This window comes from Serratia sp. JUb9 (assembly GCF_014298095.1).
Lineage (GTDB): Bacteria > Pseudomonadota > Gammaproteobacteria > Enterobacterales > Enterobacteriaceae > Serratia_B > Serratia_B rhizosphaerae.
The window spans coordinates 2,242,548-2,267,962 of record NZ_CP060416.1 but is presented as its reverse complement, the minus strand read 5'-3'; the positions used below and the strand labels follow the sequence as shown (position 1 = coordinate 2,267,962).

General features: G+C 57.9%; 26 protein-coding genes. 10 read left to right on the top strand and 16 right to left on the bottom strand.

From position 1 onward, the window contains the following. The first annotated feature begins 89 nt into the window (after nt 1-89). Nucleotides 90-980, top strand: a complete 891-nt coding sequence (locus tag HF675_RS10760; RefSeq protein ID WP_255427351.1) for a leucine-rich repeat domain-containing protein — start codon at nt 90-92, stop codon at nt 978-980. A 50-nt stretch (nt 981-1,030) separates the two neighbouring features. Here the strand turns inward: HF675_RS10760 and lpxM are convergent, their stop codons facing one another. The 3 genes from lpxM to znuA form a co-directional block, all read right to left on the bottom strand. Further along, nucleotides 1,031-1,999: a lauroyl-Kdo(2)-lipid IV(A) myristoyltransferase gene (lpxM, locus tag HF675_RS10755; RefSeq protein WP_105231397.1), complete on the bottom strand. Its 969-nt coding sequence runs from the start codon at nt 1,997-1,999 to the stop codon at nt 1,031-1,033. A 199-nt stretch (nt 2,000-2,198) separates the two neighbouring features. Next, on the bottom strand, nt 2,199-3,521 hold the full coding sequence (gene mepM / locus HF675_RS10750; RefSeq protein WP_105231398.1) for a murein DD-endopeptidase MepM: 1,323 nt from the start codon (nt 3,519-3,521) through the stop codon (nt 2,199-2,201). Nucleotides 3,522-3,542: 21 nt separating this feature from the next. Beyond that, a complete protein-coding gene (gene znuA, locus HF675_RS10745) occupies nt 3,543-4,469 on the bottom strand; it encodes a zinc ABC transporter substrate-binding protein ZnuA (protein WP_187044586.1) in 927 nt (308 codons plus the stop codon). 77 nt (nt 4,470-4,546) lie between these two features. Here znuA and znuC point away from each other — a divergent pair, with 77 nt between their 5' ends. Together znuC and znuB are read left to right on the top strand one after the other, a co-directional pair. Next, on the top strand, nt 4,547-5,305 hold the full coding sequence (znuC, locus tag HF675_RS10740; RefSeq protein ID WP_187044585.1) for a zinc ABC transporter ATP-binding protein ZnuC: 759 nt from the start codon (nt 4,547-4,549) through the stop codon (nt 5,303-5,305). Then, on the top strand, nt 5,302-6,087 hold the full coding sequence (znuB, locus tag HF675_RS10735; protein ID WP_105231401.1) for a zinc ABC transporter permease subunit ZnuB: 786 nt from the start codon (nt 5,302-5,304) through the stop codon (nt 6,085-6,087). The genes znuC and znuB overlap by 4 nt, the downstream gene beginning before the upstream one ends. Nucleotides 6,088-6,146: 59 nt before the next feature. Here znuB and ruvB read toward each other — a convergent pair whose 3' ends face one another. The 7 genes from ruvB to HF675_RS10700 all read right to left on the bottom strand — a co-directional run bounded on the left by ruvB (nt 6,147) and on the right by HF675_RS10700 (nt 12,018). Further along, complete coding sequence (gene ruvB, locus HF675_RS10730; RefSeq protein WP_015672617.1) at nt 6,147-7,151, bottom strand: Holliday junction branch migration DNA helicase RuvB; 1,005 nt, start codon at nt 7,149-7,151, stop codon at nt 6,147-6,149. A 21-nt stretch (nt 7,152-7,172) separates the two neighbouring features. Next, nucleotides 7,173-7,787 carry a Holliday junction branch migration protein RuvA gene (gene ruvA / locus HF675_RS10725; RefSeq protein WP_105231402.1) on the bottom strand — a complete coding sequence of 205 codons (615 nt, stop codon included), beginning with the start codon at nt 7,785-7,787 and terminating at the stop codon, nt 7,173-7,175. A 334-nt stretch (nt 7,788-8,121) separates the two neighbouring features. Next, nucleotides 8,122-8,643, bottom strand: coding sequence for a crossover junction endodeoxyribonuclease RuvC (gene ruvC / locus HF675_RS10720; protein WP_015672619.1), 522 nt, complete (start codon nt 8,641-8,643; stop codon nt 8,122-8,124). 73 nt (nt 8,644-8,716) lie between these two features. After that, entirely contained in the window at nt 8,717-9,460 is a 744-nt protein-coding gene (locus HF675_RS10715) for a YebC/PmpR family DNA-binding transcriptional regulator (RefSeq protein ID WP_187044584.1), read from the bottom strand. 19 nt (nt 9,461-9,479) lie between these two features. Beyond that, entirely contained in the window at nt 9,480-9,926 is a 447-nt protein-coding gene (gene nudB / locus HF675_RS10710) for a dihydroneopterin triphosphate diphosphatase (protein WP_105231404.1), read from the bottom strand. Beyond that, the gene (gene aspS, locus HF675_RS10705; RefSeq protein ID WP_187044583.1) at nt 9,926-11,719 is read right to left on the bottom strand and encodes an aspartate--tRNA ligase; all 1,794 of its coding nucleotides are present in this window, start codon (nt 11,717-11,719) and stop codon (nt 9,926-9,928) included. The genes nudB and aspS overlap by 1 nt, the downstream gene beginning before the upstream one ends. Nucleotides 11,720-11,730: 11 nt before the next feature. After that, nucleotides 11,731-12,018: a zinc ribbon domain-containing protein gene (locus HF675_RS10700; protein WP_232251557.1), complete on the bottom strand. Its 288-nt coding sequence runs from the start codon at nt 12,016-12,018 to the stop codon at nt 11,731-11,733. Nucleotides 12,019-12,220: 202 nt separating this feature from the next. Here HF675_RS10700 and HF675_RS10695 point away from each other — a divergent pair, with 202 nt between their 5' ends. From HF675_RS10695 to cmoB, 5 genes are all read left to right on the top strand, one after another. Beyond that, nucleotides 12,221-12,793: a hydrolase gene (locus HF675_RS10695; RefSeq protein WP_187044582.1), complete on the top strand. Its 573-nt coding sequence runs from the start codon at nt 12,221-12,223 to the stop codon at nt 12,791-12,793. Between the two features lie 75 nt (nt 12,794-12,868). Further along, nucleotides 12,869-13,681, top strand: a complete 813-nt coding sequence (locus HF675_RS10690; RefSeq protein ID WP_105231407.1) for a DUF72 domain-containing protein — start codon at nt 12,869-12,871, stop codon at nt 13,679-13,681. 102 nt (nt 13,682-13,783) lie between these two features. Next, nucleotides 13,784-14,179, top strand: coding sequence for an MAPEG family protein (locus HF675_RS10685; protein ID WP_105231408.1), 396 nt, complete (start codon nt 13,784-13,786; stop codon nt 14,177-14,179). A gap of 113 nt (nt 14,180-14,292) precedes the next feature. After that, complete coding sequence (gene cmoA / locus HF675_RS10680; protein WP_187044581.1) at nt 14,293-15,036, top strand: carboxy-S-adenosyl-L-methionine synthase CmoA; 744 nt, start codon at nt 14,293-14,295, stop codon at nt 15,034-15,036. Beyond that, complete coding sequence (gene cmoB / locus HF675_RS10675) at nt 15,033-16,004, top strand: tRNA 5-methoxyuridine(34)/uridine 5-oxyacetic acid(34) synthase CmoB (RefSeq protein ID WP_187044580.1); 972 nt, start codon at nt 15,033-15,035, stop codon at nt 16,002-16,004. The genes cmoA and cmoB overlap by 4 nt, the downstream gene beginning before the upstream one ends. 45 nt (nt 16,005-16,049) lie before the next feature. Here the strand turns inward: cmoB and HF675_RS10670 are convergent, their stop codons facing one another. Together HF675_RS10670 and cutC are read right to left on the bottom strand one after the other, a co-directional pair. After that, the gene (locus HF675_RS10670) at nt 16,050-16,757 is read right to left on the bottom strand and encodes an HPP family protein (RefSeq protein WP_105231411.1); all 708 of its coding nucleotides are present in this window, start codon (nt 16,755-16,757) and stop codon (nt 16,050-16,052) included. Nucleotides 16,758-16,892: 135 nt separating this feature from the next. Then, nucleotides 16,893-17,651: a copper homeostasis protein CutC gene (cutC, locus tag HF675_RS10665; RefSeq protein ID WP_111736963.1), complete on the bottom strand. Its 759-nt coding sequence runs from the start codon at nt 17,649-17,651 to the stop codon at nt 16,893-16,895. A gap of 101 nt (nt 17,652-17,752) precedes the next feature. Between cutC and HF675_RS10660 the strand changes: the two genes are divergently transcribed. After that, entirely contained in the window at nt 17,753-18,901 is a 1,149-nt protein-coding gene (locus tag HF675_RS10660; RefSeq protein ID WP_105231413.1) for a MalY/PatB family protein, read from the top strand. Here the strand turns inward: HF675_RS10660 and HF675_RS10655 are convergent. Beyond that, nucleotides 18,898-19,461 (bottom strand): VOC family protein, encoded by a 564-nt coding sequence (locus HF675_RS10655; RefSeq protein ID WP_187044579.1) that lies wholly within the window; start codon nt 19,459-19,461, stop codon nt 18,898-18,900. The genes HF675_RS10660 and HF675_RS10655 overlap by 4 nt on opposite strands. 890 nt (nt 19,462-20,351) lie before the next feature. On the opposite strand from HF675_RS10655, the gene argS reads away from it, so the two are divergent. Beyond that, nucleotides 20,352-22,082, top strand: a complete 1,731-nt coding sequence (gene argS / locus HF675_RS10650; RefSeq protein ID WP_187044578.1) for an arginine--tRNA ligase — start codon at nt 20,352-20,354, stop codon at nt 22,080-22,082. Between the two features lie 101 nt (nt 22,083-22,183). Here the strand turns inward: argS and murJ are convergent, their stop codons facing one another. The 3 genes from murJ to HF675_RS10635 all read right to left on the bottom strand — a co-directional run bounded on the left by murJ (nt 22,184) and on the right by HF675_RS10635 (nt 25,406). Continuing rightward, on the bottom strand, nt 22,184-23,719 hold the full coding sequence (murJ, locus tag HF675_RS10645; RefSeq protein ID WP_105231416.1) for a murein biosynthesis integral membrane protein MurJ: 1,536 nt from the start codon (nt 23,717-23,719) through the stop codon (nt 22,184-22,186). Nucleotides 23,720-23,830: 111 nt separating this feature from the next. After that, nucleotides 23,831-24,766, bottom strand: a complete 936-nt coding sequence (locus tag HF675_RS10640) for a Gfo/Idh/MocA family protein (protein WP_187044577.1) — start codon at nt 24,764-24,766, stop codon at nt 23,831-23,833. Then, nucleotides 24,759-25,406 carry a DUF480 domain-containing protein gene (locus HF675_RS10635; RefSeq protein WP_105231418.1) on the bottom strand — a complete coding sequence of 216 codons (648 nt, stop codon included), beginning with the start codon at nt 25,404-25,406 and terminating at the stop codon, nt 24,759-24,761. Before HF675_RS10635 ends, HF675_RS10640 begins: the two co-directional genes overlap by 8 nt. Between the last annotated feature and the right edge of the window lie 9 nt (nt 25,407-25,415).

The window sequence follows — 25,415 nt, the reverse complement described above, 5'->3', positions numbered from 1 at the left end:
CTCAATTGACCGGCCTGCCCTGAGCAGGCCGGTATTTTTACCAATGATGGAACCCTTCAACGTTGTCCTAACCATAAGGAAAGTACGGCGTGCTGCATCAACATACCCCGCATCTCGATACAAATCGCTCCGTAAATTTAGAACTGGACGGTCAACAGCTCGACCAGCTTGATGCCGCCATGCTGGCAGGATCGGGGCTGCGCAAAATAAGCCTCTATAACAACCAACTGAAAGTATTTCCGCCGGAGATCGTCAACCACAGCCAACTGCAAGTGCTGAACATATCCGTGAATCAGTTAACTGCTGTGCCGGATGAAATTGTTCAACTGCGGCAATTGGAAATGCTCGATCTGGGACACAACCAACTTAGCGTGATCCCTGACGAAATCGGTCAGCTCGACAAGCTGAAATACCTTTACCTCAGCGACAATCAACTCAGCGATTTGCCGGTATCCTTGTCCGGGCTAACAGCGCTACGCTATCTGAACGTTACTGACAACCGCCTGACCACCCTGCCGGACTTCCTTTGTCAGCTCATGTCGTTGCAAGAGCTCAGGCTTTACCATAATCAGATCGCTCATCTGCCTGAATCCATCCATCGGCTGTCACTGCTGCGGGAATTACATCTGATGCACAATCAGTTAACGTCATTGCCGGCCAGCTTTGGTGAATTAGGCACGCTCAACATATTGGATGTCTCCAACAACGTCATTACCCACCTGCCGGATACGTTCTGTCAGCTTTCCCAACTGTGTGAGCTTAATTTGCGCTTTAATCAGCTCACTCACCTGCCTGAAAACATAGGACAGCTGAGCAAGTTGCAAATTCTGGATCTGCGCGCTAATCGGCTCACGACGTTACCGGCCAGTCTGGCTGAGATGAAAAGTTTGCGCCGGCTTGATTTACGCTGGAATGATTTCACCCGCTATCCTGAGGTTCTCGATCTGCTGATCGAAAGAGGGTGTATGGTGCACGCGTAAATAACAAAAGGCGCCATTTGGGCGCCTTTTTACATTATTTCACCTACGCATCAGCGGTATAAATCATCGCGCGAATAGGGTTCAATCTCCCCTTCCTTACGCGTCTTCAACAGTTTGAGGATCCAAGTGTACTGCTCAGGGTTCGGCCCCACCAGGTTCTCCACCTCTTCATTCATCCGCCGGGCAATGCGGTTGTCGTCAGCCTGAGCCAGATCGTCCATCGGTTCGCGGATATAGATATCCAACATGCTGGTTTTACCGTCATACACCGGGAATAACGGCACGATCGCCGCGCGGCACACTTTCATCAGGCGTCCGACCGCCGGCAGCGTTGCCTTATAGGTAGCGAAGAAGTCGACAAACTCGCTGTGCTCTGCACCATGGTCCTGATCCGGCAGATAATAGCCCCAGTACCCTTGGCGAACTGAACTGATAAAGGGTTTAATGCCGTCGTTACGTGCATGCATGCGGCCGCCAAATTTGCGTCTTACCGCATTCCACAGATAGTCCACCAGTTGGTTACGCTGGTTATGGAACATCGCCGCCATCGGCTGACCACGCGCCGCCATCAGCATCGCCGGCACGTCCACCGCCCAGCCATGCGGTACCAGGAAAATAACGTTGCGCCCTTCTGCGCGGATCTTATCCAGCACCTCTTCACCGTGCCAGCGCACGCGCTTCAGTACCCGCTGCGGGTTAGTACAAGCCAGCTCCGCCATCAGCACCATCGACTGTGGCGCGGTGGCGAACATTTCATCAATGATATGCTCGCGATCGCTTTCCGGCACGTCCGGCAGGCAATACAACAGATTAATACGGGCGCGACGACGGGCGCCTTTTGCCACCCGACCGGCCAACCGGCCCAAGCCGCCCAGCAGCGGATCGCGCATCCGCGCAGGTATCAGCGAGACGCCGGCCATCAGCCCCGTCCCCAGCCAGACGCCCCAGTAGCGCGGATGGAAGAAGGCTTTTTGAAACTGCGGGATAAATTCTACGTTCGACTTTTTTTCGTTTTGCATGCACCAACTCTTAACTTAGCGATTCGGCTATTATCCCAGACATTACGCGCTGCACGGCGATTTCCCACTCGCGCGCGATTCAAAGGCTATTGGGTATAATAATTGCAGATGATGAATTTGCAATTCGCCACGGCGAAACGCCAAATAAGGAAAAGGCCCGATCGCGGATCGGGCCAATGAATAAATTTTAACGGCGGACTCAGTCCAGCTGCAACTGCGGCACCACTTCCTTCACCTGCGCCAGGTATTCACGGCGATCTTTACCGCTCAGGCCTTCAGAACGCGGCAGTTTGGCCGTCAGCGGATTCACCGCCTGCTTGCCAACCCAGAACTCATAGTGCAGGTGCGGCCCGGTAGAACGGCCGGTATTGCCGGAAAGCGCAATGCGATCGCCGCGTTTTACTTTCTGACCTGGCTTCACTAGCAGTTTCTTCAGGTGCATATAGCGCGTGGTGTATTGGCGGCCGTGACGAATAGCCACATAGTTGCCCGCCGCGCCGCTGCGCTTGGCGATAACCACTTCTCCATCACCCACCGCCAATACCGGCGTCCCGACCGGCATCGCAAAGTCGACGCCTTTATGGGGCGCAATACGACCGGTGACCGGGTTAACACGGCGCGGGTTGAAATTGGAGGAGATACGGAACTGCTTCATGGTCGGGAAACGCATAAAGCCGCGCGCCAGGCCGGAACCCTGACGATCGTAGAATTTGCCGTCCTCGGCGCGAATTGCATAGTAGTTTTTACCGCCGGTACGCATACGCACGCCTAGCAGTTGGCTTTGCTCACGCTTGCCTTCAAAGTGCTCACGCGACATCAGCACCGCAAACTGGTCGCCTTTGCGCAGCTTACGGAAGTCCAGCTGCCACTGCAGCGCCTTGGTCACCGCGCTGATTTCAGCACGGCTCAACCCGGCGGAGGAAGCGCTGGCGACAAAGCTGCCGTTCAACCGGCCGCTGATAACCTTGTTGCTCCACACGCCCTCTTGGGTTTCTTCACTGGATTTGAAATTGTTGCCTACGCGCTCATAGGTGCGGGTCTCGCGGCGGGATACTTCCCAGGTCAGCGTTTGCAGATCGCCGGCCTCGTTCACCGTCCAGGAGAGCTGCTGGCCGATTTTTAAATTACGCAGGTCGCGGTTTTGCGACGCCAGCAGCGCGACATCCGACATGTCGATGCCGTACTGTGTCAAAATGCTGCTCAGGGTATCGCCGGTAGATACGACATATTCATGCACCCCTTCCTCGCCGGCGACCTTTTGGTCCAGCTCATCCTGCGGGATTTCATCATCTGGGGTAGGTTGATCGATATCGATAGGTTCGCTGGCCTCAGGCAACAGCGAATGTAGCTGGCTGGATTCTAGTTCGACGTTCTTAACGATGGGGTTATGGTCTGGGTGATAAACAAAAGGCCGCCAAACAGCAACGGCCAATGTGACGACTGTCAGCGACCCCAGCATGACGCGATGGGGCCGAGGCAGGTTGTTATACGCCAGAGCGATAGTTCGGACTATCTGCTGCACTCTTGGATATCCTCATAAGCTTTACTTCAGGCAGCTCACGTATTGGTTCGACAGCGCTGTCAGGAAGTTCCCGTAGCTGTTCTTCCCCAATGCGATGCCGCTACCCAACGGGTCCAGCGTTCCAGAACGCACCTTGGTACCCTTGGCAACGGCAGTGATTACGGCCGGCCTGAATTGTGGCTCAGCAAAAACGCATACTGCTTTCTGCTCAACCAACTGTGTTCGAATTTGGTGTAAGCGCTGTGCTCCAGGCTGAATCTCAGGGTTAACGGTAAAATGGCCCAGTGGGCTCAAGCCGTAGTGTTTTTCAAAATAACCGTAAGCGTCATGAAAAACAAAATATCCCTTGCCTTGCACAGGCGTAAGCATCTTACCAACATTTTTGTCAGTTTGCGTCAGCAGATTCTCGAACTGACGCAGGTTCGCGTCTAGTTTGTCTTTATTTTGCGGCATAAGTTCCAACAATCTGTCATGAATCGCGATCGCAGTCACTTTTGCCATCTCCGGAGACAGCCAGAGGTGCATATTGTATTCGCCGTGATGGTGACCGTGTTCGTGCTCATCGTCATGCCCTTCATGATGATGTTCGCCCCCTTCGGCATCCTTCAGCAGCAGCGGTTTTATCGCCGGCAGCGCGGCCACGGACAGCTGCTTTTGCGCATCAATCGGCTGCAGCGGCTTGCTGAGGAACGCCTCTAGCTCCGGGCCGACCCACACCACCAAGTCAGCCGAGCGCAGACGGCGCAGATCGGAGGGACGCAGCGCGAAGTCATGGGGCGATGCGCCGTTCGGCAGCAGAACTTCGGTTTCCGTCACGCCATCGGCGATGGCGGAGGCAATAAACCCTAGCGGACGAACCGATGTCACCACCGCCGCCGTCGCACTACCGGCCATCATCAGCGCGCTTGCCAACAGCGCACGCTGCAGCCATTTTTTTTTCTGTATCATCGTGTGTTATCCCGTCGTGTTTGTCAGCGAAGCGTGATATTATAACATTCGGTAAGTTCTGCAAGATGTAATCAGAAATGTCTACACTGACAACGTTAAAAAATATCTCCGTTTCGTTCGGCAGCCGCAATGTGCTGTCGAATATTTCTCTCAGCCTGCAACCTGGCCGCATACTAACGCTGCTGGGGCCGAACGGTGCGGGTAAGTCGACGCTGGTGCGCGTGGTGCTCGGCCTTATTGCGCCGACCAAAGGCGACATTGAGCGCCAGCCGGGCCTGTGTATCGGCTATGTGCCGCAAAAGCTGCATCTGGATGCCACCCTGCCCCTGACGGTCAGCCGGTTTATGCGGCTCAAGCCCGGGGTCAAAAAGGCAGATATTCTGCCGGCGCTCAAACGGGTACAGGCGGCGCATCTGTTGGAACAGCCGATGCAAAAGCTGTCCGGCGGCGAAACACAGCGCGTGCTGCTGGCCCGGGCGCTGCTAAACCGCCCGCAGTTGCTGGTGCTTGATGAACCGACGCAGGGCGTCGACGTCAACGGCCAGTTGGCGCTGTACGATCTGATCGACCAACTGCGCCATGAGCTGGACTGCGCCGTGCTGATGGTTTCCCACGATCTGCATCTGGTGATGGCAAAAACCGACGAAGTACTGTGTCTGAATCAGCATATCTGCTGTTCCGGTACACCGGAGGCGGTGTCGACACATCCCGAATTTATTGCCATGTTCGGTAACCGCGGCGCAGAGCAACTGGCTATTTACCGCCATCACCATAATCACCGTCACGATTTAAAGGGACGTATCGTATTAAAGAAAACCGGGAGTCGTGACGCATGATCGAACTGTTATTCCCCGGCTGGCTGGCCGGCATTCTGCTGGCCACCGCCGCCGGCCCGCTGGGCTCGTTTGTCGTCTGGCGCCGGATGTCCTATTTCGGCGATACGCTGGCGCACGCGTCGCTGCTGGGCGTCGCCTTCGGCCTGCTATTGGACATCAATCCGTTTTACGCGGTAATCGCCGTTACCTTGTTGCTGGCACTGCTGCTGGTATGGCTGGAACGGCGTCCTCAGCTCTCTCTGGATACCCTGCTGGGCATTATGGCGCACAGTGCGCTGTCGCTCGGCCTGGTGGTGGTGGCGCTGATGTCCGATGTGCGTGTCGATCTGATGGCCTACCTGTTTGGCGATCTGCTGTCGGTGACCACGGATGACATTGCGATGATTGCCGTCGGCGTGGCGATCGTCCTGTTGGTGCTCTACTGGCAGTGGCGCAATCTGCTATCGATGACCATCAGCCCGGAAATGGCACACGTTGACGGCGTCAATCTGGCGCGCACGCGCATCGTGCTGATGATGGTGACCGCGCTGACCATCGGCCTGGCAATGAAGTTTGTCGGCGCGCTGATTATTACCTCGCTGCTGATTATCCCGGCAGCCACCGCGCGCCGGTTTGCCCGCACGCCGGAGCAAATGGCCGGCATCGCCGTACTGGTCGGCATGCTGGCGGTAACCGGCGGCCTGACCTTCTCGGCGTTTTACGATACGCCGGCCGGCCCGTCGGTGGTGCTGTGCGCAGCCATTTTGTTTGTCTTCAGCCTGTCGAAAAAACAGCAAGCGTAATCGCCGTTAGCCAGCAAAAAGGGTCGCTTACGCGACCCTTTTTTCGTCAATTCTTCCTGTCACTCTTCGCGCTCAATACCGAAATGCTTATAGGCATGGTTGGTCGCCATGCGTCCGCGCGGCGTGCGCTGAATAAAGCCTTGCTGAATCAGGAACGGCTCAATCACGTCTTCAATCGTTTCACGCTCTTCGCCAATCGCCGCCGCCAGGTTATCCAACCCTACCGGCCCGCCGGTAAACTTATCGATAATCGCCAGCAGCAGCTTACGGTCCATATAGTCGAACCCTTCCGCATCCACATTCAGCATATTCAGCGCCTGCGCCGCGACTTCGCCGGTCATCTGGCCGTCGGCCCGCACCTCGGCGAAATCCCGCACCCGGCGCAATAAGCGGTTGGCGATACGCGGCGTACCGCGCGCCCGGCGCGCCACCTCGTGTGCGCCGTCCGGCGACAGCGTCAGCCCCAGGCAGCTGGCGCTGCGCGAGACGATGTGCTCCAGATCGGCCACCTGATAGAACTCCAGCCGCTGGACAATGCCGAAGCGATCGCGCAGCGGCGAGGTCAGCGAGCCGGCGCGGGTGGTGGCGCCGACCAGGGTGAAAGGCGGCAGATCGATTTTGATCGAACGCGCCGCCGGCCCTTCGCCGATCATAATATCCAGCTGATAGTCTTCCATCGCCGGGTACAGCACCTCTTCCACCGCCGGCGACAGCCGGTGAATCTCATCGATAAACAGCACGTCGTGCGGTTCAAGGTTGGTGAGCATCGCCGCCAGATCGCCGGCCTTTTCCAGCACCGGACCGGAGGTAGTGCGCAGGTTGACACCCATTTCATTGGCGACGATATTGGCCAATGTGGTTTTCCCCAGCCCCGGCGGCCCGAAAATCAGCAGGTGATCGAGCGCGTCGCCCCGCAGTCTGGCCGCCTGAATAAAGATTTCCATCTGCTCGCGAACGTGCGGTTGGCCCACGTACTCCGCCAGCATTTTGGGGCGGATGGCGCGATCGATCACCTCTTCTTCCGTGATCGGCTCGGCTGAGATCAGGCGGTCGGCTTCAATCATTTCTTATCCTTATCCCGGCGGTTACAGGGCCGCGCGCAGCGCGTCGCGGATCAGGGTTTCACAATCAGCGCCCGGCTTGGCCACTTTACCGACCATACGGCTGGCTTCCTGCGGTTTGTATCCCAGCGCCACCAGCGCCGCAGCGGCCTCGGCTTCAATATCCGCTTCCGATGCCTTGCCGGCGTTGGCCGGCAGGTTGATCTCACTGCTGTTGGCAAACAGGTCGCCGTTAAGCCCTTTAAAGCGGTCTTTCATTTCCACCACCAGACGCTCGGCGGTCTTTTTGCCCACGCCCGGCAGCTTCACCAGCGCGGTGATTTCCTCACGCTCTACCGTGGTGACAAACTGTTGCGCCGACATGCCGGACAGGATCGCCAACGCCAGCTTCGGCCCTACGCCGTTAACCTTAATCAGCTCGCGAAACAGCGCGCGTTCCTGTTTATCGTTAAAACCATACAGCAGCTGCGCATCTTCACGCACCACGAAATGGGTAAATACGATCGCTTCCTGCCCCAGCTCCGGCAGTTCGTAGAAGCAGGTCATCGGCATATGCACTTCATAACCGACGCCGTTCGCTTCCAACAACACCAGCGGCGGCTGTTTTTCCAGGATATTACCTCTGAGACGACCTATCATTTACCCTCCAGCTTCAATTCTTGTTCACGGCCCGCAGCCATGCCATGCTGCTAAGCTTATAACATAAAAAAGGCTGGATGAATATCCAGCCTGAAGTTGATGGCAAAGCCATCTGATGGCCCGATATACCCAGGCCTAGCGTAACGAGGAGCATTATGGGACGCATCCCTGCGGGCCAACCTGTCGGTTGTTCAAATTTGCTCCCGGCAAATTTGTCCGGCGGCTAACGCCGCTACGACCCCATCGCCACGCTCTTCTTATAACGCGCTTTGTCAGCAGTCTGAGGCAGTATGAATATCCGGCCGCCCGGAATCTCTTCGCAGCCTGATAACGCTTATTTTAAACGCCCGCGCGCCATGCTTAACCGCCCTTCGCTCATCCGCAGCACATTCTGGCTGAGGTGGCAGTGGGTGATGGCGATAGCCAGCGCATCGGCGGCGTCCGCCTGCGGACTGGCGGACAGTTTAAGCAACGAACGCACCATATGCTGCACCTGCGCCTTCTCGGCCGCGCCGGTGCCGACCACCGTCTGTTTGACCTGACGGGCGGCGTACTCAAACACCTCAAGATTCTGGTTGACCGCAGCAACGATCGCCACGCCGCGCGCCTGCCCCAATTTGAGCGCCGAGTCCGGGTTCTTGGCCATAAACACCTGTTCGATGGCGAAGAAATCCGGCTGGAACTGCGTAATAATCTCGCTGACGCCGGCATAAATCAGCTTCAGCCGCGTCGGCATATCGTCCACGACGGTGCGAATGCAGCCGCTGGCGATATACGACAGCTGGCGCCCCTGCTGACGAATCAGGCCATAGCCGGTGATGCGCGAACCCGGGTCAATACCGAGGATAATCGCCATTATGTCGTCCGCTCCGTCTTGCCCGCCAACGGCGTCAGGCGCTGCAACAGCGCAGCGCCATATTCACCACGCATTACAGCGTAGCCGCCACCTCGTCGGAGATCTCACCGTTGTGGTAAACCTCCTGCACGTCGTCGCAGTCTTCCAGCATATCGATCAGACGCAGCAGCTTCGGCGCGGTTTCCGCATCCATATCGGCTTTGGTCGACGGGATCATCGACACTTCCGCCGCTTCGGCGGTAAAGCCGGCGGTCGTCAGCGCGTCTTTCACTTCGCCCAGGTTTTCCCACGCGGTGTAAACGTCGATCGCGCCGTCATCATAAGTCACGATATCTTCCGCACCGGCTTCCAGCGCCGCTTCCATCACGCTGTCTTCATCCAGGCCCGGCGCAAAGGTGATCACGCCTTTTTTGGTGAACAGATACGCCACGGAGCCGTCGGTGCCGAGGTTGCCGCCGCACTTGGTGAAGGCGTGACGCACTTCCGCCACGGTGCGGTTGCGGTTGTCACTCAGGCATTCGATCATGATGGCGGTGCCGCCCGGACCGTAACCTTCATAGATGATGGTTTCCATGTTGCTGTCGTCTTCACCGCCGACGCCGCGGGCAATGGCGCGGTTCATGGTGTCACGCGTCATGTTGTTGGACAGCGCCTTATCCATCGCCGCGCGCAGACGCGGGTTGGCGTCGGGATCGCCGCCGCCCAGTTTGGCCGCGGTGACCAGTTCACGAATAATTTTGGTGAAAATCTTACCGCGTTTGGCGTCTTGCGCCGCTTTACGGTGTTTTGTGTTGGCCCACTTACTATGACCTGCCATAAAAAATCTCCAAAAAAAACTACTGGACTGAATTAATCACAAACTCTTCAATCGCCTGCTGGTTGCTCCATGACTTGGTCAGTTTGACGGCTTCCGCCGCCTCAAGCCACCGATAGGCGTGATGCTCGGTAATCACCGGATCGCGCTCTGCGGGCAACGCCAGACAGAACCAGTGCTCTTTATTACGCGTGGTTCCCGGCGCATAGCGATGTCGCAAGTGGACAAAGAGTTCAAACTCCACGCAGCGCTGGCAATCGAACAGCGGCAGATTCTCCGCCACCACATCGATGCCGACTTCTTCTTTGATTTCACGCTGCGCAGCATGCAGCGGCGATTCATCCGCCTCCAGGCTGCCGGTCACCGACTGCCAGAATTCGGTATCGTCCCGCCGCTGTAACATGAGCACCCGGCCGCTGGAACGCGCATAAATCACCACCAGAACCGACTCGGGGCGTTTATAGTTCATCACGCGTTCTCTGAGTTAGCGTCGTCCGCCGCGCCCTTTTTCACCACGCTGATGGACAGCTCCTGCAGCGACGCCGGGTTGGCGAAGCTCGGTGCGTCGGTCATCAGACAGGCGGCAGCGGTGGTTTTCGGGAAGGCGATCACGTCGCGGATATTTTCCGTGCCGGTCAGCAGCATCACCAGGCGATCCAGGCCGAAAGCCAGGCCGGCGTGCGGCGGCGTGCCGTACTTCAGCGCGTCCAGCAGGAAGCCGAACTTCTCACGCTGTTCGTGTTCGTCGATGCCCAGAATGCTGAACACCGTCTGCTGCATTTCGCTGCGGTGAATACGCACCGAGCCACCGCCCACTTCGTAGCCATTCAACACCATGTCGTAGGCGTTGGCGATGGCTTCGGTCGGCGCCTGCGCCAGCGCTTCCGGCGAGGAGTCACGCGGAGCGGTAAACGGATGGTGCATCGCCGCCAGACCGCCTTCGTCGTCTTCTTCGAACATCGGGAAATCAACCACCCACAGCGGCGCCCAGGCGTCCAGCTTGGTCAGCTGCAGATCGCGGCCCAGCTTCAGACGCAGCGCGCCCATCGCATCGGTGACGATTTTGCTGCTGTCAGCGCCGAAGAACAGAATATCGCCGCTTTGTGCGTCGGTGCGCGCCAGCATCGCTTCCAGCACGTCCGCGCTGAGGAATTTGGCGATCGGGCTTTGTACCCCTTCCATCCCGGCGGCACGGTCATTCACTTTCAGCCACGCCAGCCCTTTGGCGCCGTAGATGTTAACGAATGCGCCGTACTCGTCGATCTGCTTACGGGTCAGCTGCGCACCGCCCGGTACGCGGATCGCCGCCACGCGGCCTTTGGCATCATTGGCCGGGCCGGAGAACACTTTAAATTCGACGTCTTTCACCAGTTCGGCCACGTCCACCAGCTCCAGCGGGTTACGCAGATCCGGTTTGTCGGAACCGTAGCGGCGCATCGCTTCGGCAAAGGTCATGATCGGGAAGTCGCCCAGATCCACGCCCTTCACATCCTGCCACAGTTCACGCACCAGCTGTTCCATTACGGTGCGCACTTGCTCGGCGCTCATAAAGGACGTTTCGACATCGATCTGGGTGAATTCAGGCTGGCGATCGGCACGCAGGTCTTCGTCGCGGAAACATTTGACGATCTGATAGTAGCGGTCAAAACCGGACATCATCAGCAGCTGTTTAAACAGCTGCGGCGACTGTGGCAGCGCGTAGAACTTGCCTTTATGTACGCGGCTCGGCACCAGATAGTCGCGCGCGCCTTCCGGCGTCGCCTTGGTCAGCATCGGCGTTTCAATATCCAGGAAGCCATGGTCGTCCATAAAACGACGGACAAAACTGGTGATCTTGGCGCGGGTCTTCAGACGGTCGGCCATTTCCGGGCGACGCAGGTCCAGGTAGCGGTATTTCAGACGCGCTTCTTCGCTGTTGGTCTGGTTGGCGTCCAGCGGCAGCGGCTCGGAACGGTTGATAATCTCGAGCGCATGGGCGAACACTTCCACTTCGCCGGTGGCCATATCTTTATTGATTTGGCTGTCCGGACGCGCGCGTACGGTGCCGACGATCTGGATGCAGAATTCGTTGCGCAGTTCGAACGCTTTGTCGAACGCCGCTTTTTTATCCGGGTCGAAGAACACCTGCACGATGCCTTCGCGATCGCGCATATCAATAAAGATCAGGCCGCCCAAATCACGGCGACGGTTTACCCAGCCGCACAAAGTCACTTCCTGGCCCACGTGGGACAGATTCAACTGCCCGCAATATTCAGTACGCATACGCTATCCTTTTACTCAGCCGATGCCGCGCCGGACGTGTTGCCCTGGGCGCCGCTGTTATCTGATGAACTCTTGTTGCCCGGTTTAAAATCAGTCGCGTACCAGCCGGTGCCTTTCAGCTGGAATCCGGCTGCGGAGATCAATTTTGTCAACGCAGGCTGCCCACACGCCGGACAATCCGTCAGCGGCGCATCGGAAAATTTCTGCAATTTCTCTAATCGATGAGTGCAAGCACCACATGCATATTCATAAATCGGCATAGGTCGTTGGATTAAAGAGAGTTGAAAAAAGGCGGTCATTATAAAGGAAATTCATCCGCCCGATAAGTGCGAAGCGCGTATTGTTCTGCGACTAAATGCTGCCTTTTTGTCCGAACCACACATTGATTAACAAATTTCCCGTTAACAGCGGCGCAAATGTTCACGTAGCCTAGATTTACGCTTGATTGTTACAAACCCGGCGGCAAACCGCCCAACCCCCTTTTCGCAATGAGACAACGCCATGCTGAAACTTGATACCTCAACCACCGCTCTGGTACTGATTGACCTGCAACAGGGTATTTTACCCTTTGCCGGCGGCCCGCACAGCGCTGAACAGGTCGTCACTCACGCCGCCCATCTGGCGGGACGCTTCCGCGCACTTGGCGCACCGGTGATTTTGGTACGCGTCGGCTGGTCCGCAAGCTTTGCCGAAGCGCTGCAACAGCCGGTTGATCAGCCTTCTCCACCGCCGGTCGGCGGCCTGCCCGATAACTGGTGGACCTTCCCGGAAACGCTGGCGGTCAGTGATGACGATATTCTGGTCACCAAACGCCAGTGGGGCGCCTTCTACGGCACCGATCTGGAGCTGCAGCTGCGCCGCCGCGGCATTAAAAGCATCGTGCTCGGCGGCATCGCCACCAATATCGGCGTAGAATCCACCGCGCGCGACGCGTGGGAACGCGGCTTCGAACTGGTGATCGCCGAAGATATGTGCAGCGCGCAGAACGCGGACATGCACCAGTTCGCCTTCCAGAATATCTTCCCGCGCCTGGCGCGCGTACGCAGCACCAGCGAAATTCTTGCCGCGCTGTAAGCGACGGGTTAACGTAAGCACTTTCTATTTTGCGCTGCCCGCCCGCCGGGCAGCCGATAACTTGCGAAGGAACGGATGTATATCGGATTACCGCAATGGCACCATCCCGCTTGGAACCGCATCGGACTGCGGGATCTGGCGGACTACAGCCGCTATTTTAACTGCGTCGAGGGCAACACCACCTTTTATGCCCTGCCGAAAGCTGAGATCGTGCAGCGCTGGCGAGCGATGACCCACGACGATTTTCGCTTCTGTTTCAAATTCCCCGCTGAAATCAGCCATAAGGCGGCGCTGCGCCATTGCGACGCCGACGTGCAGGCGTTTTACCAGTGCCTGGCGCCGCTGGAGCAGCGTATCGGCCAGCTGTGGCTGCAACTGCCGGCGGCCTTCGGTCCGGCGGAACTGCCGGCGCTGTGGGCGTTTTTCGACACCCTGCCCGGCGCATTCACCTACGGCGTCGAAGTGCGCCACCCCGCCTTCTTCGCCAAAGGCGAAGAAGAGCGTCTGCTGAACCAGGGGCTGCACCAACGCGGCATTAACCGGGTGATCTTAGACAGCCGACCGGTGCACCACGCCGCGCCGAACAGTGCGGCGGTACGCGATGCCCAGCAAAAGAAGCCGAAGCTGCCGGTACACGCTCTGGTTACCGCTGACAATCCGCTGGTGCGTTTTATCGGCGGCAACGTACTGGGCGACAACCTGCGCTGGTTCGATGCCTGGCAACATAAGCTGGCGGATTGGCAACAGCATACGCCTTATCTGTTTATCCATACGCCGGATAACGGTGATTCGCCGCAGCAGGCGCAAAAGATCTGGCAGTTGCTGCGGGAAAAGATACCGTCGCTGCCTGCTGCACCCGACTGGCCCGAACAGGATTCACTGTTTTAACCAATTAATCTGGCGTATTACATCAGATTTTTCTCCGCGACAGCCAAACAAATGGCGGCTATTATGCAGGGGCCAGTTTTTGGTTAGGGAATGGAGTTAAAAATGGTAAGCGCGCTCTATGTGGTGCTCGGCGCATTGTTGTTAATCAAACTCTCTTATGACGTAGTCAAACTCAGGATGCAGTACCGCGTCGCTTACGGCGACGGGGGCTTTTACGAGTTGCAGACCGCCATCCGCGTACACGGCAACGCCGTAGAATATATTCCGATCGCCGCCGTACTGCTGGTGCTGATGGAGATGAACGGCGCAGAAATATGGCTGATTCACCTCAGCGGCCTGATGCTGATCGCCGGACGTCTGGTGCATTTCTATGGCCTGCGCAACCGCGAAGTCCGCTGGCGCCGTTCAGGTATGGCCGCCACCTATATCTCCCTGGTGCTGATGGTGCTGGCGAATACCTACTATCTGCCATGGGAACTGATCTTTTCGCTGCACTGAACCCTCGCTTTCCAGGCGGCGATGCCGCCTGTTTCCGCATCGATAATGTGATCTCTCACGCCGATATCTGTTAGAATACGCCCCTTCGAATTCTGACCTGATTTTTTGCCGCTATGCCAAACCGCGATACTCTGTTTTCCGCCCCTATCGACAAGCTGGGCGACTGGACCTTTGACGAACGCGTTGCTGAAGTGTTCCCCGATATGATCCAGCGCTCCGTGCCCGGCTACTCCAATATTATTTCCATGATCGGCATGCTGGCGGAACGCTTCGTGCAGCCGCACAGCCAGGTCTATGATCTGGGGTGTTCACTGGGTGCGGCCACGCTGTCGATGCGGCGGAATATCAGCGTGGCGGACTGTAAAATCATTGCGGTGGACAACTCGCCGGCCATGGTCGAGCGCTGCCGTCGCCATATCGACGCCTTTCGCGCCGAGACGCCGGTCGAGGTGATTGAAGCCGATATTCTCGACATCAAGATCGAGAACGCCTCGATGGTGGTGCTGAACTTCACCCTGCAATTTCTCGAACCTGCCGACCGCCTGCGCCTGTTGCAACAGGTTTACCGTGGGCTGCGCCCGGGCGGCGCGCTGGTGCTGTCGGAGAAATTCAGCTTCGAGGACGCGCCGGTCGGCGAGTTGCTGTTCAATATGCACCACGACTTCAAGCGCGCCAACGGCTACAGCGAGCTGGAAATCAGCCAGAAACGCAGCATGTTGGAAAACGTCATGCTGACCGACTCGGTCGAAGCCCATAAAGCGCGCCTGCAGCAGGCCGGCTTTGAACACGCGGAAGTGTGGTTCCAGTGCTTTAACTTCGGTTCGCTGATCGCCCTGAAAGCGGGAGAAAACGCATGATCGAGTTCGGCGATTTTTACCAGCAAATAGCCAAAAGCCCGCTCAGCCACTGGCTGGACACCCTGCCCGCACAGCTCAGCGCCTGGCAGCGCGAATCGCTGCACGGCAAATTCAAACAGTGGTTCAACGCGGTGGAACACCTGCCACTGCTGACGCCGGAGCGGCTTGACCTATTGAACGGCGTGCGCGCCGATATGAACCAGCCGCTGTCCGCCGGCCGGCTTGAGGGCATTGAAACCATGCTGCGCACGCTGATGCCGTGGCGTAAAGGGCCGTTCTCCCTGTACGGCATCGATATCGAAACCGAATGGCACTCCGACTGGAAGTGGGATCGCGTGCTGCCGCATATCTCGCCGCTGGCGGGCCGCACCGTGCTCGACGTCGGCTGCGGCAGCGGCTACCACATGTGGCGGATGCTCGGCGCCGGCGCGCAGTTTGTCGTGGGTATCGACCCGATGCAGCTGTTCCTGTGCCAGTTTGAGGCGGTGCGCAAGCTGCTGGGCGGCGACCAGCGCGCGCATCTGCTGCCGCTCGGGATCGAACAGCTGCCGGAGCTGGCTGCGTTCGATACCGTCTTCTCCATGGGGGTGCTGTATCACCGTCGCTCGCCGCTGGATCACCTGTATCAGCTGAAAAATCAGCTGGTGCGTGAAGGCGAACTGGTGCTGGAGACGTTGGTGGTGGAAGGCGATCGCCATCAGGTGCTGGTGCCGGGCGACCGCTACGCGCAGATGCGCAACGTTTACTTTATCCCGTCCACCGAAGCGCTGAAGGGCTGGCTGGAAAAATGCGGTTTTGTCGATGTGAAGGTGGCCGACGTCTGCGTCACCAGCCTTGAAGAGCAGCGCCGCACCGGCTGGATGACCAGCGAATCGCTGGCCGACTTCCTCGACCCCGACGACCCGACGAAAACCCGTGAAGGCTACCCGGCGCCGCGCCGCGCCGTGCTGGTGGCGAGAAAGCCCTGATACTTTCTCCGCGGCGTATCCAACGATACGCCGCATCAATCAGCGTTAAGACGCCGTCCGCTGCTGCGCCAGCTGTTCCGCGCGCTGCAGCACCGCCTGCAGATCGTCTTCATCAATATCCAGAAATTCGCCGTCCATCAGCGCCTGATGCAGATCGGCGCGGGTAATCGGCACATCAAGCGGCACCGGTTCCGGCTTCGCTTCGGCGGGCGATAGCGCATGCGGGTAGCGTCTGCCCATCAAGTTATTAAACACTATTGCCAGCAGCGCCATCAGCACGGAGTTGAGTAACACCGGCGACCAGACAAACGCATAGCCCAGCTGTTTAACGACATCGCCGCCGAGGATCGCCGTCAGCGCCACCGCCCCGCTCGGGGGATGCAGGCAGCGCAGCTTAAACATTATCCCAATCGCCAGGCACGCGGCCACGCCGCAGGCAATGCCCGGATCTCCGATCAGTTTGCCGCAGCTGACGCCAATCAGCGCCGCCACCAGATTACCGCCGACAATCGACCAGGGCTGTGCCAGCGGGCTGGCCGGTACGGCAAACAGCAGCACCGCCGAGGCGCCCATCGGCGCGACAAACCATAAATTGACGCTGCCCAACATCCAGTGGCTGACCCAGCCGGCGACCATCAGCCCCAGACCCGCGCCAAGGCTGGCGAGCGCAATCTCTTTATTCCCTGCGGCTAACGGATGCGGCCACAAACGCGCGCCCCCTACTTTCAACTTCGTTACTATCGGGTTAATCATGTTGCCTAATAATGTAAAAATTAACGTTGCGGCGGGAATATATCACAGGAAAAATCTTAGTTAAGCTTTTATAGAAGGTAAAAAACCCGGCGAATGCCGGGCGAGAGAGGATTTGTGTAGATTCAGTCTCGGTAACTAGGCGCTCTGCGCCAGCGGGTCGACCAGCTCCAGCGCGCCTTTCATCGCTTCCACCATTTCACCGTCAACGCAATAATGGCTGAACTCGTCGAATTCATTATCAGCGCACATGGTGACACCGGCCTTGCGGTAGCGCATGGTGGACGGCACGGTATGGCCGGAAGAACTGTGCAGTTCGCGAATACCGATATCGACAAACTTGTGCAGGTTGCTTAAGCGCACGCCGGCGCCGGCCATAATCACCGGCCCCTGGCTGGCCTGCAGTAAATCACGCAGCAGCGGCAACCCCAGCTCGGCATTCTGCTGCTGGCCGGAGGTCAAAATGCGCGCCACGCCCAAGTCGGTCAGCTGTTGCAGCGCCTGCATCGGGTTCTGGCACATATCAAACGCCCGATGGAAGGTCACCGCCATATCACCGCACAGCGCCATGACTTCCCGCATGCGCGGCAGGTCGATGTGGCCCTCTTCGTCCAGCATGCCAATTACCACGCCGGGGAAGCCCAGCTCGCGCACCTGCGCCACGTCGTTTTTCATCACGCTGAAATCAACGGAGCTATAGCAAAAATCGCCGGCGCGCGGCCGGACGATGGGATGCACCGGAATCGCCAGCCTCTCCCGCGCCAGCGCCAATGATCCATAGCTGGGCGTCAGGCCCCCTTCGCTTTGGCTGGAGCATAATTCAATTCGATCCGCTCCTGCGCGTTCAGCCGTCAGCGCGCAATCGACGCTATAGCAACAAACTTCCAGTTTAATCATTATCACCTCCAGATGACGGCCAGCTCACTACCCGTCTTGTTTATCCGCATACTTGTCGCGTAGGCTGCAAGTATCAGCGAAAAACAGTTCAGGGAGTAACTATGGCATTCAATTTTGATCAATGGATAGACCGCAGTCACAGTGACAGCGTGAAATGGGATAAATATCACGATCGCGATATTATTCCGCTGTGGGTGGCCGATACCGACTTCCAGTCGCCGCCGGCGGTGATCGAGGCGCTGCACCAGCGAGTCGCACACGGTGTGTTCGGCTATGGTCACCCTTCTCCCGCGCTGATCGCGCTTTTCGTTCAGCGTATGGCGGAACGTTACCAGTGGCATATCCGGCCCGAATGGCTGGTGTTCCTGCCCGGACTGGTCTGCGGCCTGAACCTGTGCGTGCGCGCGTTTACCGCTGAAGACGAAGGCACTATTGCGCCTTCCCCCATTTATCCGCCATTTCGCAAAGCCGCGCAGTTTGCCGAACGACGCCAGCTGTCGGTGCCGATGCGCATGCAGAACCGGCGTTGGCTGCCAGACCTGCCGTCGCTCGCCGCGCAGCTTGACGGCCGGGAAAAACTGATGCTGTTGTGCAACCCGCACAATCCGGGCGGCACGGTGTATCGCCGCGATGAACTGCTGGCGCTGCAGCAGTTTGCCCGGCAACATGATTTGATCGTCTGTTCCGACGAGATCCACTGCGACTTACTGCTGGAGCCAGGTCTGCAACATATTCCGTTTGCCGCGCTGAATGAGGACGCCGCCCAGCGCAGCGTGACGCTGATGTCTCCGTCGAAAACCTTTAATATCGCCGGACTTGGCGCATCAATGGCGATCGTTCCCAACGATCGTCTGCGCCGCTCGCTGTGTCGCACGCGTCGCGGTCTGGTGCCGGAGGTCGACGTGCTGGCGCTGGTCGCCGCGCAGGCCGCCTATCAGCACGGACAGCCGTGGCTTGACCAGCAGCTGGATTACCTGCGTGCCAACCGCGATCTGGTGATGACGCGCATCAATGCCCTGCCGGGTCTGCATCTGTCGCCGGTTGAAGCCACCTATCTGGCATGGATTGACTGCAGCGGGCTGCCGGTCGATAACCCGCATGCCTTCTTTGAGCAGGCCGGCGTTGGTCTGAGCCCCGGGTTGGACTTTGGCGACCGCCGCTTCGTACGCTTAAACTTCGGTTGCCAGCGCGCACTGCTGATACGCGCGCTGGAGCGTATCGAGCATGCAGTGCATGCTTTGACCGGCTAATCGCGCTCGCTGGCGACGATCTCGCGAATGGCGTAAGGATGGAATTTGATGGTGACGCTGCCATCGGTAATCGCCAGCGTCGGGTTCGGCAAGCGCTCACCTTCCCCCTGCGGCGCGCTCTGCTTCAGCTTAATGCCCGGCGCAAGCAGGGCTTCGTCCGGTAACAGCGCCAGCGCGCGCGCATACAGGGTTTGCGGATCGCCGGCGATCACCAGCTCCACATGCTCCCACCCCTCATGCGGGTAACGCTTGTTACCGGGAAACGGCAGTTCAATACAATCAATTTGCCACGGCCCCACCTGCAACGGCTGATGCAGATCGAACAGATAAATCGGCCGACCGTTGATGATGGCGTCGGACATCACGTCAGCGCATTGCCGGAAGCCACTCAGCCAGCGTTCCGCCGTAGCGTTTTGGTGGCAGCGTACCGAAATATGGTCGGCATCAAACTGCGCCAGATCAAGCTGTAGCTTCTGGGCGAACTGTGCCAGCGTTTGTTCGAAACGGGGTAAGTCCAGCGCCAGATCCTGCAATTCGGCGATGGTTGAGAAAGGATTCATAGTATTGTTGTCCGCTAAAGCTGTTTTTAGGGGCGTAATTTACCGCGCCTGAGCGACGAGGGCTACATCTGCCGGCGCGGAAATCATCACATGACCGCCGATGGGCAATATGGCGGGCGTAGGAAAGAGAAAGCACGGCCCGTAGAATTATTTTTCTCCCCGTTAACTATTCGTGCCACTTATATTTTTTAGGATTTATCCCATAAGAAAAATAGTATAATATCTGAGAAATAGAATATTCACAGTTTGCATGCAAATTAAACTAATAAAAATATCTTTATTGCTGTTTAAACTAGGTTCTACAATAGTATTTCACTGAGGCAACCCCTGCACCACGAGCGCTTATCATTCGTACCAAAACCCATCTATCCGACTGTTTAAACAGTTATTTACTGAACACACATCCTGAGACTTATCTTAAATCAATCATCGTTAATTGATTCAGCATAGTAATTAAGTTAGCTTGAGACCATGTTATAGCTGAGAAAATGATTATGTTTCTTTTAACGATATCTGTAGTACTCATCGTTATTGCCGTTTATGCAATTTTACGCCATTTCAAAACGCGCCGTGGCAGTGCGTTCGATGGTCGTCGTCGCAAGAAGTAACGGAATCTCTCCCGTACTCTTTTTATCATCCAGATAACAACACCGGTGAATCCGTCCACCCACTTGCGGAAGCTGTGGGTGACGTCCTTCGTTTTCCGCCCCCCTTTTCCCTTGCAGACTTTATATCTCGCCACCGCCGCAACTGCTGACGTGACGTCATCAATCGGTTACAATTATGGGCTGTTTTGTGGTTGGCTGCGGACGTGAGTCCCCCTATAGAGCCACCGTTGAATCCGCAGGGGCGCAACTGGCGTCTTTGCATTTGTCATTTAAGGTATCCCGGTGAATATTCAGGCACTTCTCTCAGATAAAGTCAGCCAGGCGCTGATTGCCGCAGGCGCGCCTGCCGATTGCGAAGCACAGGTCCGTCAATCTGCTAAAGCGCAATTTGGTGATTATCAGGCCAACGGCGTCATGTCCGTTGCCAAAAAGCTTGGCATGCCGCCACGACAACTGGCAGAAAAAGTCGTCGCACTGCTTCAGTTGGACGGCATCGCCAGCAAGGTCGAAATCGCCGGTCCGGGTTTCATCAATATCTTCCTTGACGCCGCGTGGGTCGCCCAGCAGGCCGACGCCGTGCTGCGCGCGCCAAAACTGGGCATTGCGCCGGTCGCGCCGCAGACGATCGTGATCGATTACTCGGCGCCTAACGTAGCGAAAGAGATGCACGTCGGTCACGTGCGTTCCACCATTATCGGCGACGCCGCCGCCCGTACTCAGAGCTTCCTCGGTCATAAAGTGATTCGCGCCAACCACGTCGGTGACTGGGGCACGCAGTTCGGCATGCTGATTGCCTATCTGGAAAAAATGCAGAATGAAAGCGCCAATGAGATGGGGCTGTCAGATCTGGAACAGTTCTACCGCGAAGCCAAGCGTCACTACGACGAAGACGCCGAGTTTGCGGAGCGCGCGCGCGCTTACGTGGTTAAACTCCAGGGTGGCGACGACTACTGCCTGAAAATGTGGCGCAAGCTGGTGGACATTACCATGGCGCAGAACCAAATCACCTATAACCGTCTTAATGTCACGCTGACCGAAGATGATGTCATGGGTGAAAGTCTGTACAACGCCATGTTGCCGGGTATTGTGGCCGATCTGAAAGCCAAAGGGCTGGCGGTGGAAAGTGAAGGCGCTACCGTGGTGTTCCTGGACGAATACAAAAACAAAGACGGCGACCCGATGGGCGTCATCATCCAGAAAAAGGATGGCGGCTACCTGTACACCACTACCGATATCGCCTGCGCCAAATACCGTTACGAAACCCTGGGTGCCGACCGCGTGCTGTACTACATCGACTCCCGCCAGCACCAGCACCTGATGCAGGCCTGGACCATCGTGCGCAAAGCCGGTTACGTGCCGGATTCGGTATCTCTCGAACACCATATGTTCGGCATGATGCTGGGTAAAGACGGCAAGCCGTTCAAAACCCGCTCCGGCGGCACCATCAAGCTGTCCGACCTGCTGGATGAAGCCATTGAGCGCGCCGGCAAGCTGATCGCCGAGAAAAACCCGGATATGCCGGCCGATGAACTGCAAAAAGTGGTCAACGCCGTCGGCATCGGCGCGATCAAATACGCCGACCTGTCAAAAAGCCGCACCACCGACTATATCTTTGACTGGGACAACATGTTGTCCTTCGAAGGCAACACCGCGCCTTATATGCAATACGCCTATACCCGCGTGGCCTCGGTGTTCAAACGCGCCGGCGTCGACGAAAGCGATCTGACGCTGCCGCTGGCGATGACCGAAGAGCGTGAGATTGCGCTGGCAACTCGCCTGCTGCAGTTTGAAGAGACTATCACCGTGGTGGCGCGCGAAGGCACCCCGCACGTGATGTGCAGCTATCTGTACGATCTGGCCGGCCTGTTCTCCGGCTTCTATGAGCACTGCCAGATCCTTAACGCCGACAGCGAAGAAGCGCGCCAGAGCCGCCTGAAACTGGCGCTGCTGACCGCCAAGACGCTGAAAACCGGTCTGGATACGCTGGGGATCGAAACCGTCGAGCGGATGTAATTGCCGAACACCGCATAGCAAAAGGGTCGCCAAAGGCGACCCTTTTTTATTGTCCCGCCAGCGCGGGCTAAGGCGCGGCGTGCCGCGCCCATGATGCCGCATCAGGCGACGCGGCGGGCAAAGTCGCGCGGCCGGAAGCCCAGCACGCCCAGCACGCCGAAGTAGGCCACCACGCCGGCCACCACCACCGCCGCCAGGCGCAGCAGGCGCTCCAGCATATTGCCGTTATCCCAGGCCGGCATCAGCCACAGCATACCGACCAGCACCGCCGACATCACCAGCACCGCCACCACCAGCTTGGTGAGGAACAGCGCCCAGCCCGGCTGCGGACGGAAAATATCCTGCTTACGCAGCTGCCAGTACAGCAGTGAGGCGTTCAGACAAGCCGCCAAACCGATCGACAGCGACAGCCCGGCATGTTTCAGCGGACCAATAAAGGCCAGGTTCATTACCTGCGTCATAATCAGCGTGACAATGGCGATTTTCACCGGCGTTTTGATGTCCTGACGCGAATAAAAGCCGGGAGCCAACACCTTCACCACGATCAGCCCCATCAGGCCGACAGAGTAAGCCACCAGCGCACGCTGCGTCATCGCCGCATCAAAGGCGCTGAATTTGCCGTACTGGAACAGCGATACGGTCAGCGGTTTAGCCAGAATACCCAGAGCAATCGCGCTCGGCAGCGCCAGCAGGAAGCACAGGCGCAGCCCCCAGTCCATCAGGCGGGAATACTCATCGTGATTGCCGCTGGCGAAGCTTTTTGCCAACGACGGCAACAAAATGGTGCCCAGCGCCACGCCCAGCACCCCGGAAGGAAACTCCATCAGGCGATCGGCGTAATACATCCAGGAAACCGAACCAGACACCAGGAACGAGGCGAAAATGGTGTTGATAATCAGTGAAATCTGGCTGACCGACACCCCGAGGATCGCCGGCCCCATCTGACGCATCACCCGCCATACGCCGGCGTCGCGCCACTTGATGCGCGGCAGCACCAGCATACCGATCTTGCGCAGGTGCGGCAATTGGTAACCCAGTTGCAGTACGCCGCCGACCACCACCGCCCAGGCCAAAGCCAGCACCGGCGGATTGAAATAAGGCGCGGCGAACAGGGCGAAACCGATCATGCTGACGTTAAGCAGCGTCGGCGCAAACGCCGGTATCGAAAAGCGGTTCCAGGTATTGAGAATCGCCCCCACCAGCGACGCCAGCGAAATCAGCAAAATATAGGGGAACGTAATGCGCAGCAGCGACGAGGTTAAGGCGAATTTGTCCGGCGTATCCGTAAAGCCCGGCGCAGTGATATAGATCACCCAGGGCGCCGCCAGCATCCCGGCCACCGTCACCAGCGCCAGCACCAGCGTCAGCAGGCCGGAGACATAGGCAATAAAAGTACGCGTCGCCTCTTCCCCCTGCTGGCTTTTATATTCGGCGAGGATCGGTACAAACGCCTGAGAGAACGCGCCTTCGGCAAAGATACGGCGCAGCAGGTTCGGCAGTTTGAACGCCACGAAGAAGGCATCCGTCGCCATCCCGGCGCCAAAAACGCGTGCGACAATGGCGTCACGCGCAAAGCCCAGCACCCGGGAGAACATCGTCATCGAGCTGACGGCCGCCAGTGATTTTAGTAGGTTCATGTGGTTTTTCTGGTGAGTACTACGTGTAAATATCAACGCCTGCAACAGCAGGCGTCAGTCAAGAAACGGCTTCAGTTTACGCATCCGCGGCAGAATAGCCAACGCCATATGTTACATGGGGTTACCCGGCAAATCCGCGTCGCGCAGTATCTGTTCAATCATCCGCTGGGCGTAAAGTGCCTGTTCACCTCCGGTCTGCGGCGGCGTCTGATTTGCCACCGACTGAATAAAGTGACGCACCGCCCCCTCAAAACCTCGCTGGGCCAGCGTGGTCTGCCAGCCGGGCGCCGGTTGCTCCAGAACGCCGTCGCGGTCTTCACGCCGCCACTGGCGCATATCGTCCAGTTGATACACCGCGCCGCGGGTCACCGCCTGCACGCTTTCCCGCTGGCTGCCCGCCTGGCGGTGCATGCTGGTAGTCACCATTGTCTCACCGCAGCGGAAATGATGCTCGGCATACAGCATTTCACCGGCATCATTAGCGCTCAGCCGGCCGCCCAGCAGTTTGCCTTCGCCACCGGCCAGCCACAGCGCGGTGTCCACCACGTGCAGATAGTCATCCAGCAGGGTGAAGCGCAGCAAATTCGGCCCTACGCTGTCGGCACGGTGCTTATCCATACGGATCGACGCCGGCTGGCGCATCTGCTGCTGCAACTGCCCGTACAGCGGCGCAAAACGGCGGTTGAAGCCGACCATCAGCGCCTTACCGCGCGCCTGCGCCAGTTCCAGCAGTTGTTCGCCCTGCTCCAGCGTCTCCGCCAGCGGTTTATCAACGTAGACATGCACGCCCTGCTCCAACAGGCTTTTCACTACGCTGAAATGGCTGGCGGTGCTGCTGTGTACGAAAACCGCATCGCACTGCTGCGCCAGTTCATCCAGGCGGGAGAAACAGGCCATCCGGTAGCTGTCGCACAGCGGCTGTGCCTTCTGGCGGTTCGGCGAAAAGCCGCCCACCAGTTGCCAGTCGGCCGCGTGGCTGAGGATCGGCAGATACGCTTTTTGCGCGATGCCGCCCAGGCCGACCACACCAATACGTAGCTTAGTCATCCCGCCCCTCCGCCGTCAGTTGCTGCAGTTGCTGCGTCAGCGCCGCGACCTGCTGTTCCAACACGGCGACGCGCTGGCTTAATGACATATTTTCCTGCTCATCTTCGACGGCGGCGGTCGCTACCGCCTGTTCGGCGCCGAACAAATGCGCAAAGCGGCTTTCACGCTTGCCCGGTTCACGCGCCAGGCGCTGTACAAACGGGCCGTCTTCCCGCCCGGCCAGTTGCTGCAGCAGTTGTTCTACCTCGGCGACATCGTTGAAATCATATAGCCGCGCGGCGCGCGTACGCAGCTCGCCCGGCGTCTGAGCACCGCGCAGCAGCAAGGTGGCAACCAACGCCAGTTCCGCGTCGCTGAGCTTCAACTGACCGAATTCGGAATTGCAGAAACGCTGCTCATATTTCACCACCCGGTTGCCAAAACCGCTTTGCGTGCGCAGAAAGTGTTTTTTCACCAGTTCGTCCAGCACCTCCTGAACCTCGCCTTCACTCAACGCCATCACCGGCTCACGGTTGGTTTTCTGATTACAGGCTAATGTGATGGCGTTCAATGACAGCGGATACTGCTCCGGCGTCGTCACCTGCTTTTCCAGCAGACAGCCGATCACCCGCGCCTCTTGCGTGCTTAATTGATATTTCATTATCGTTAT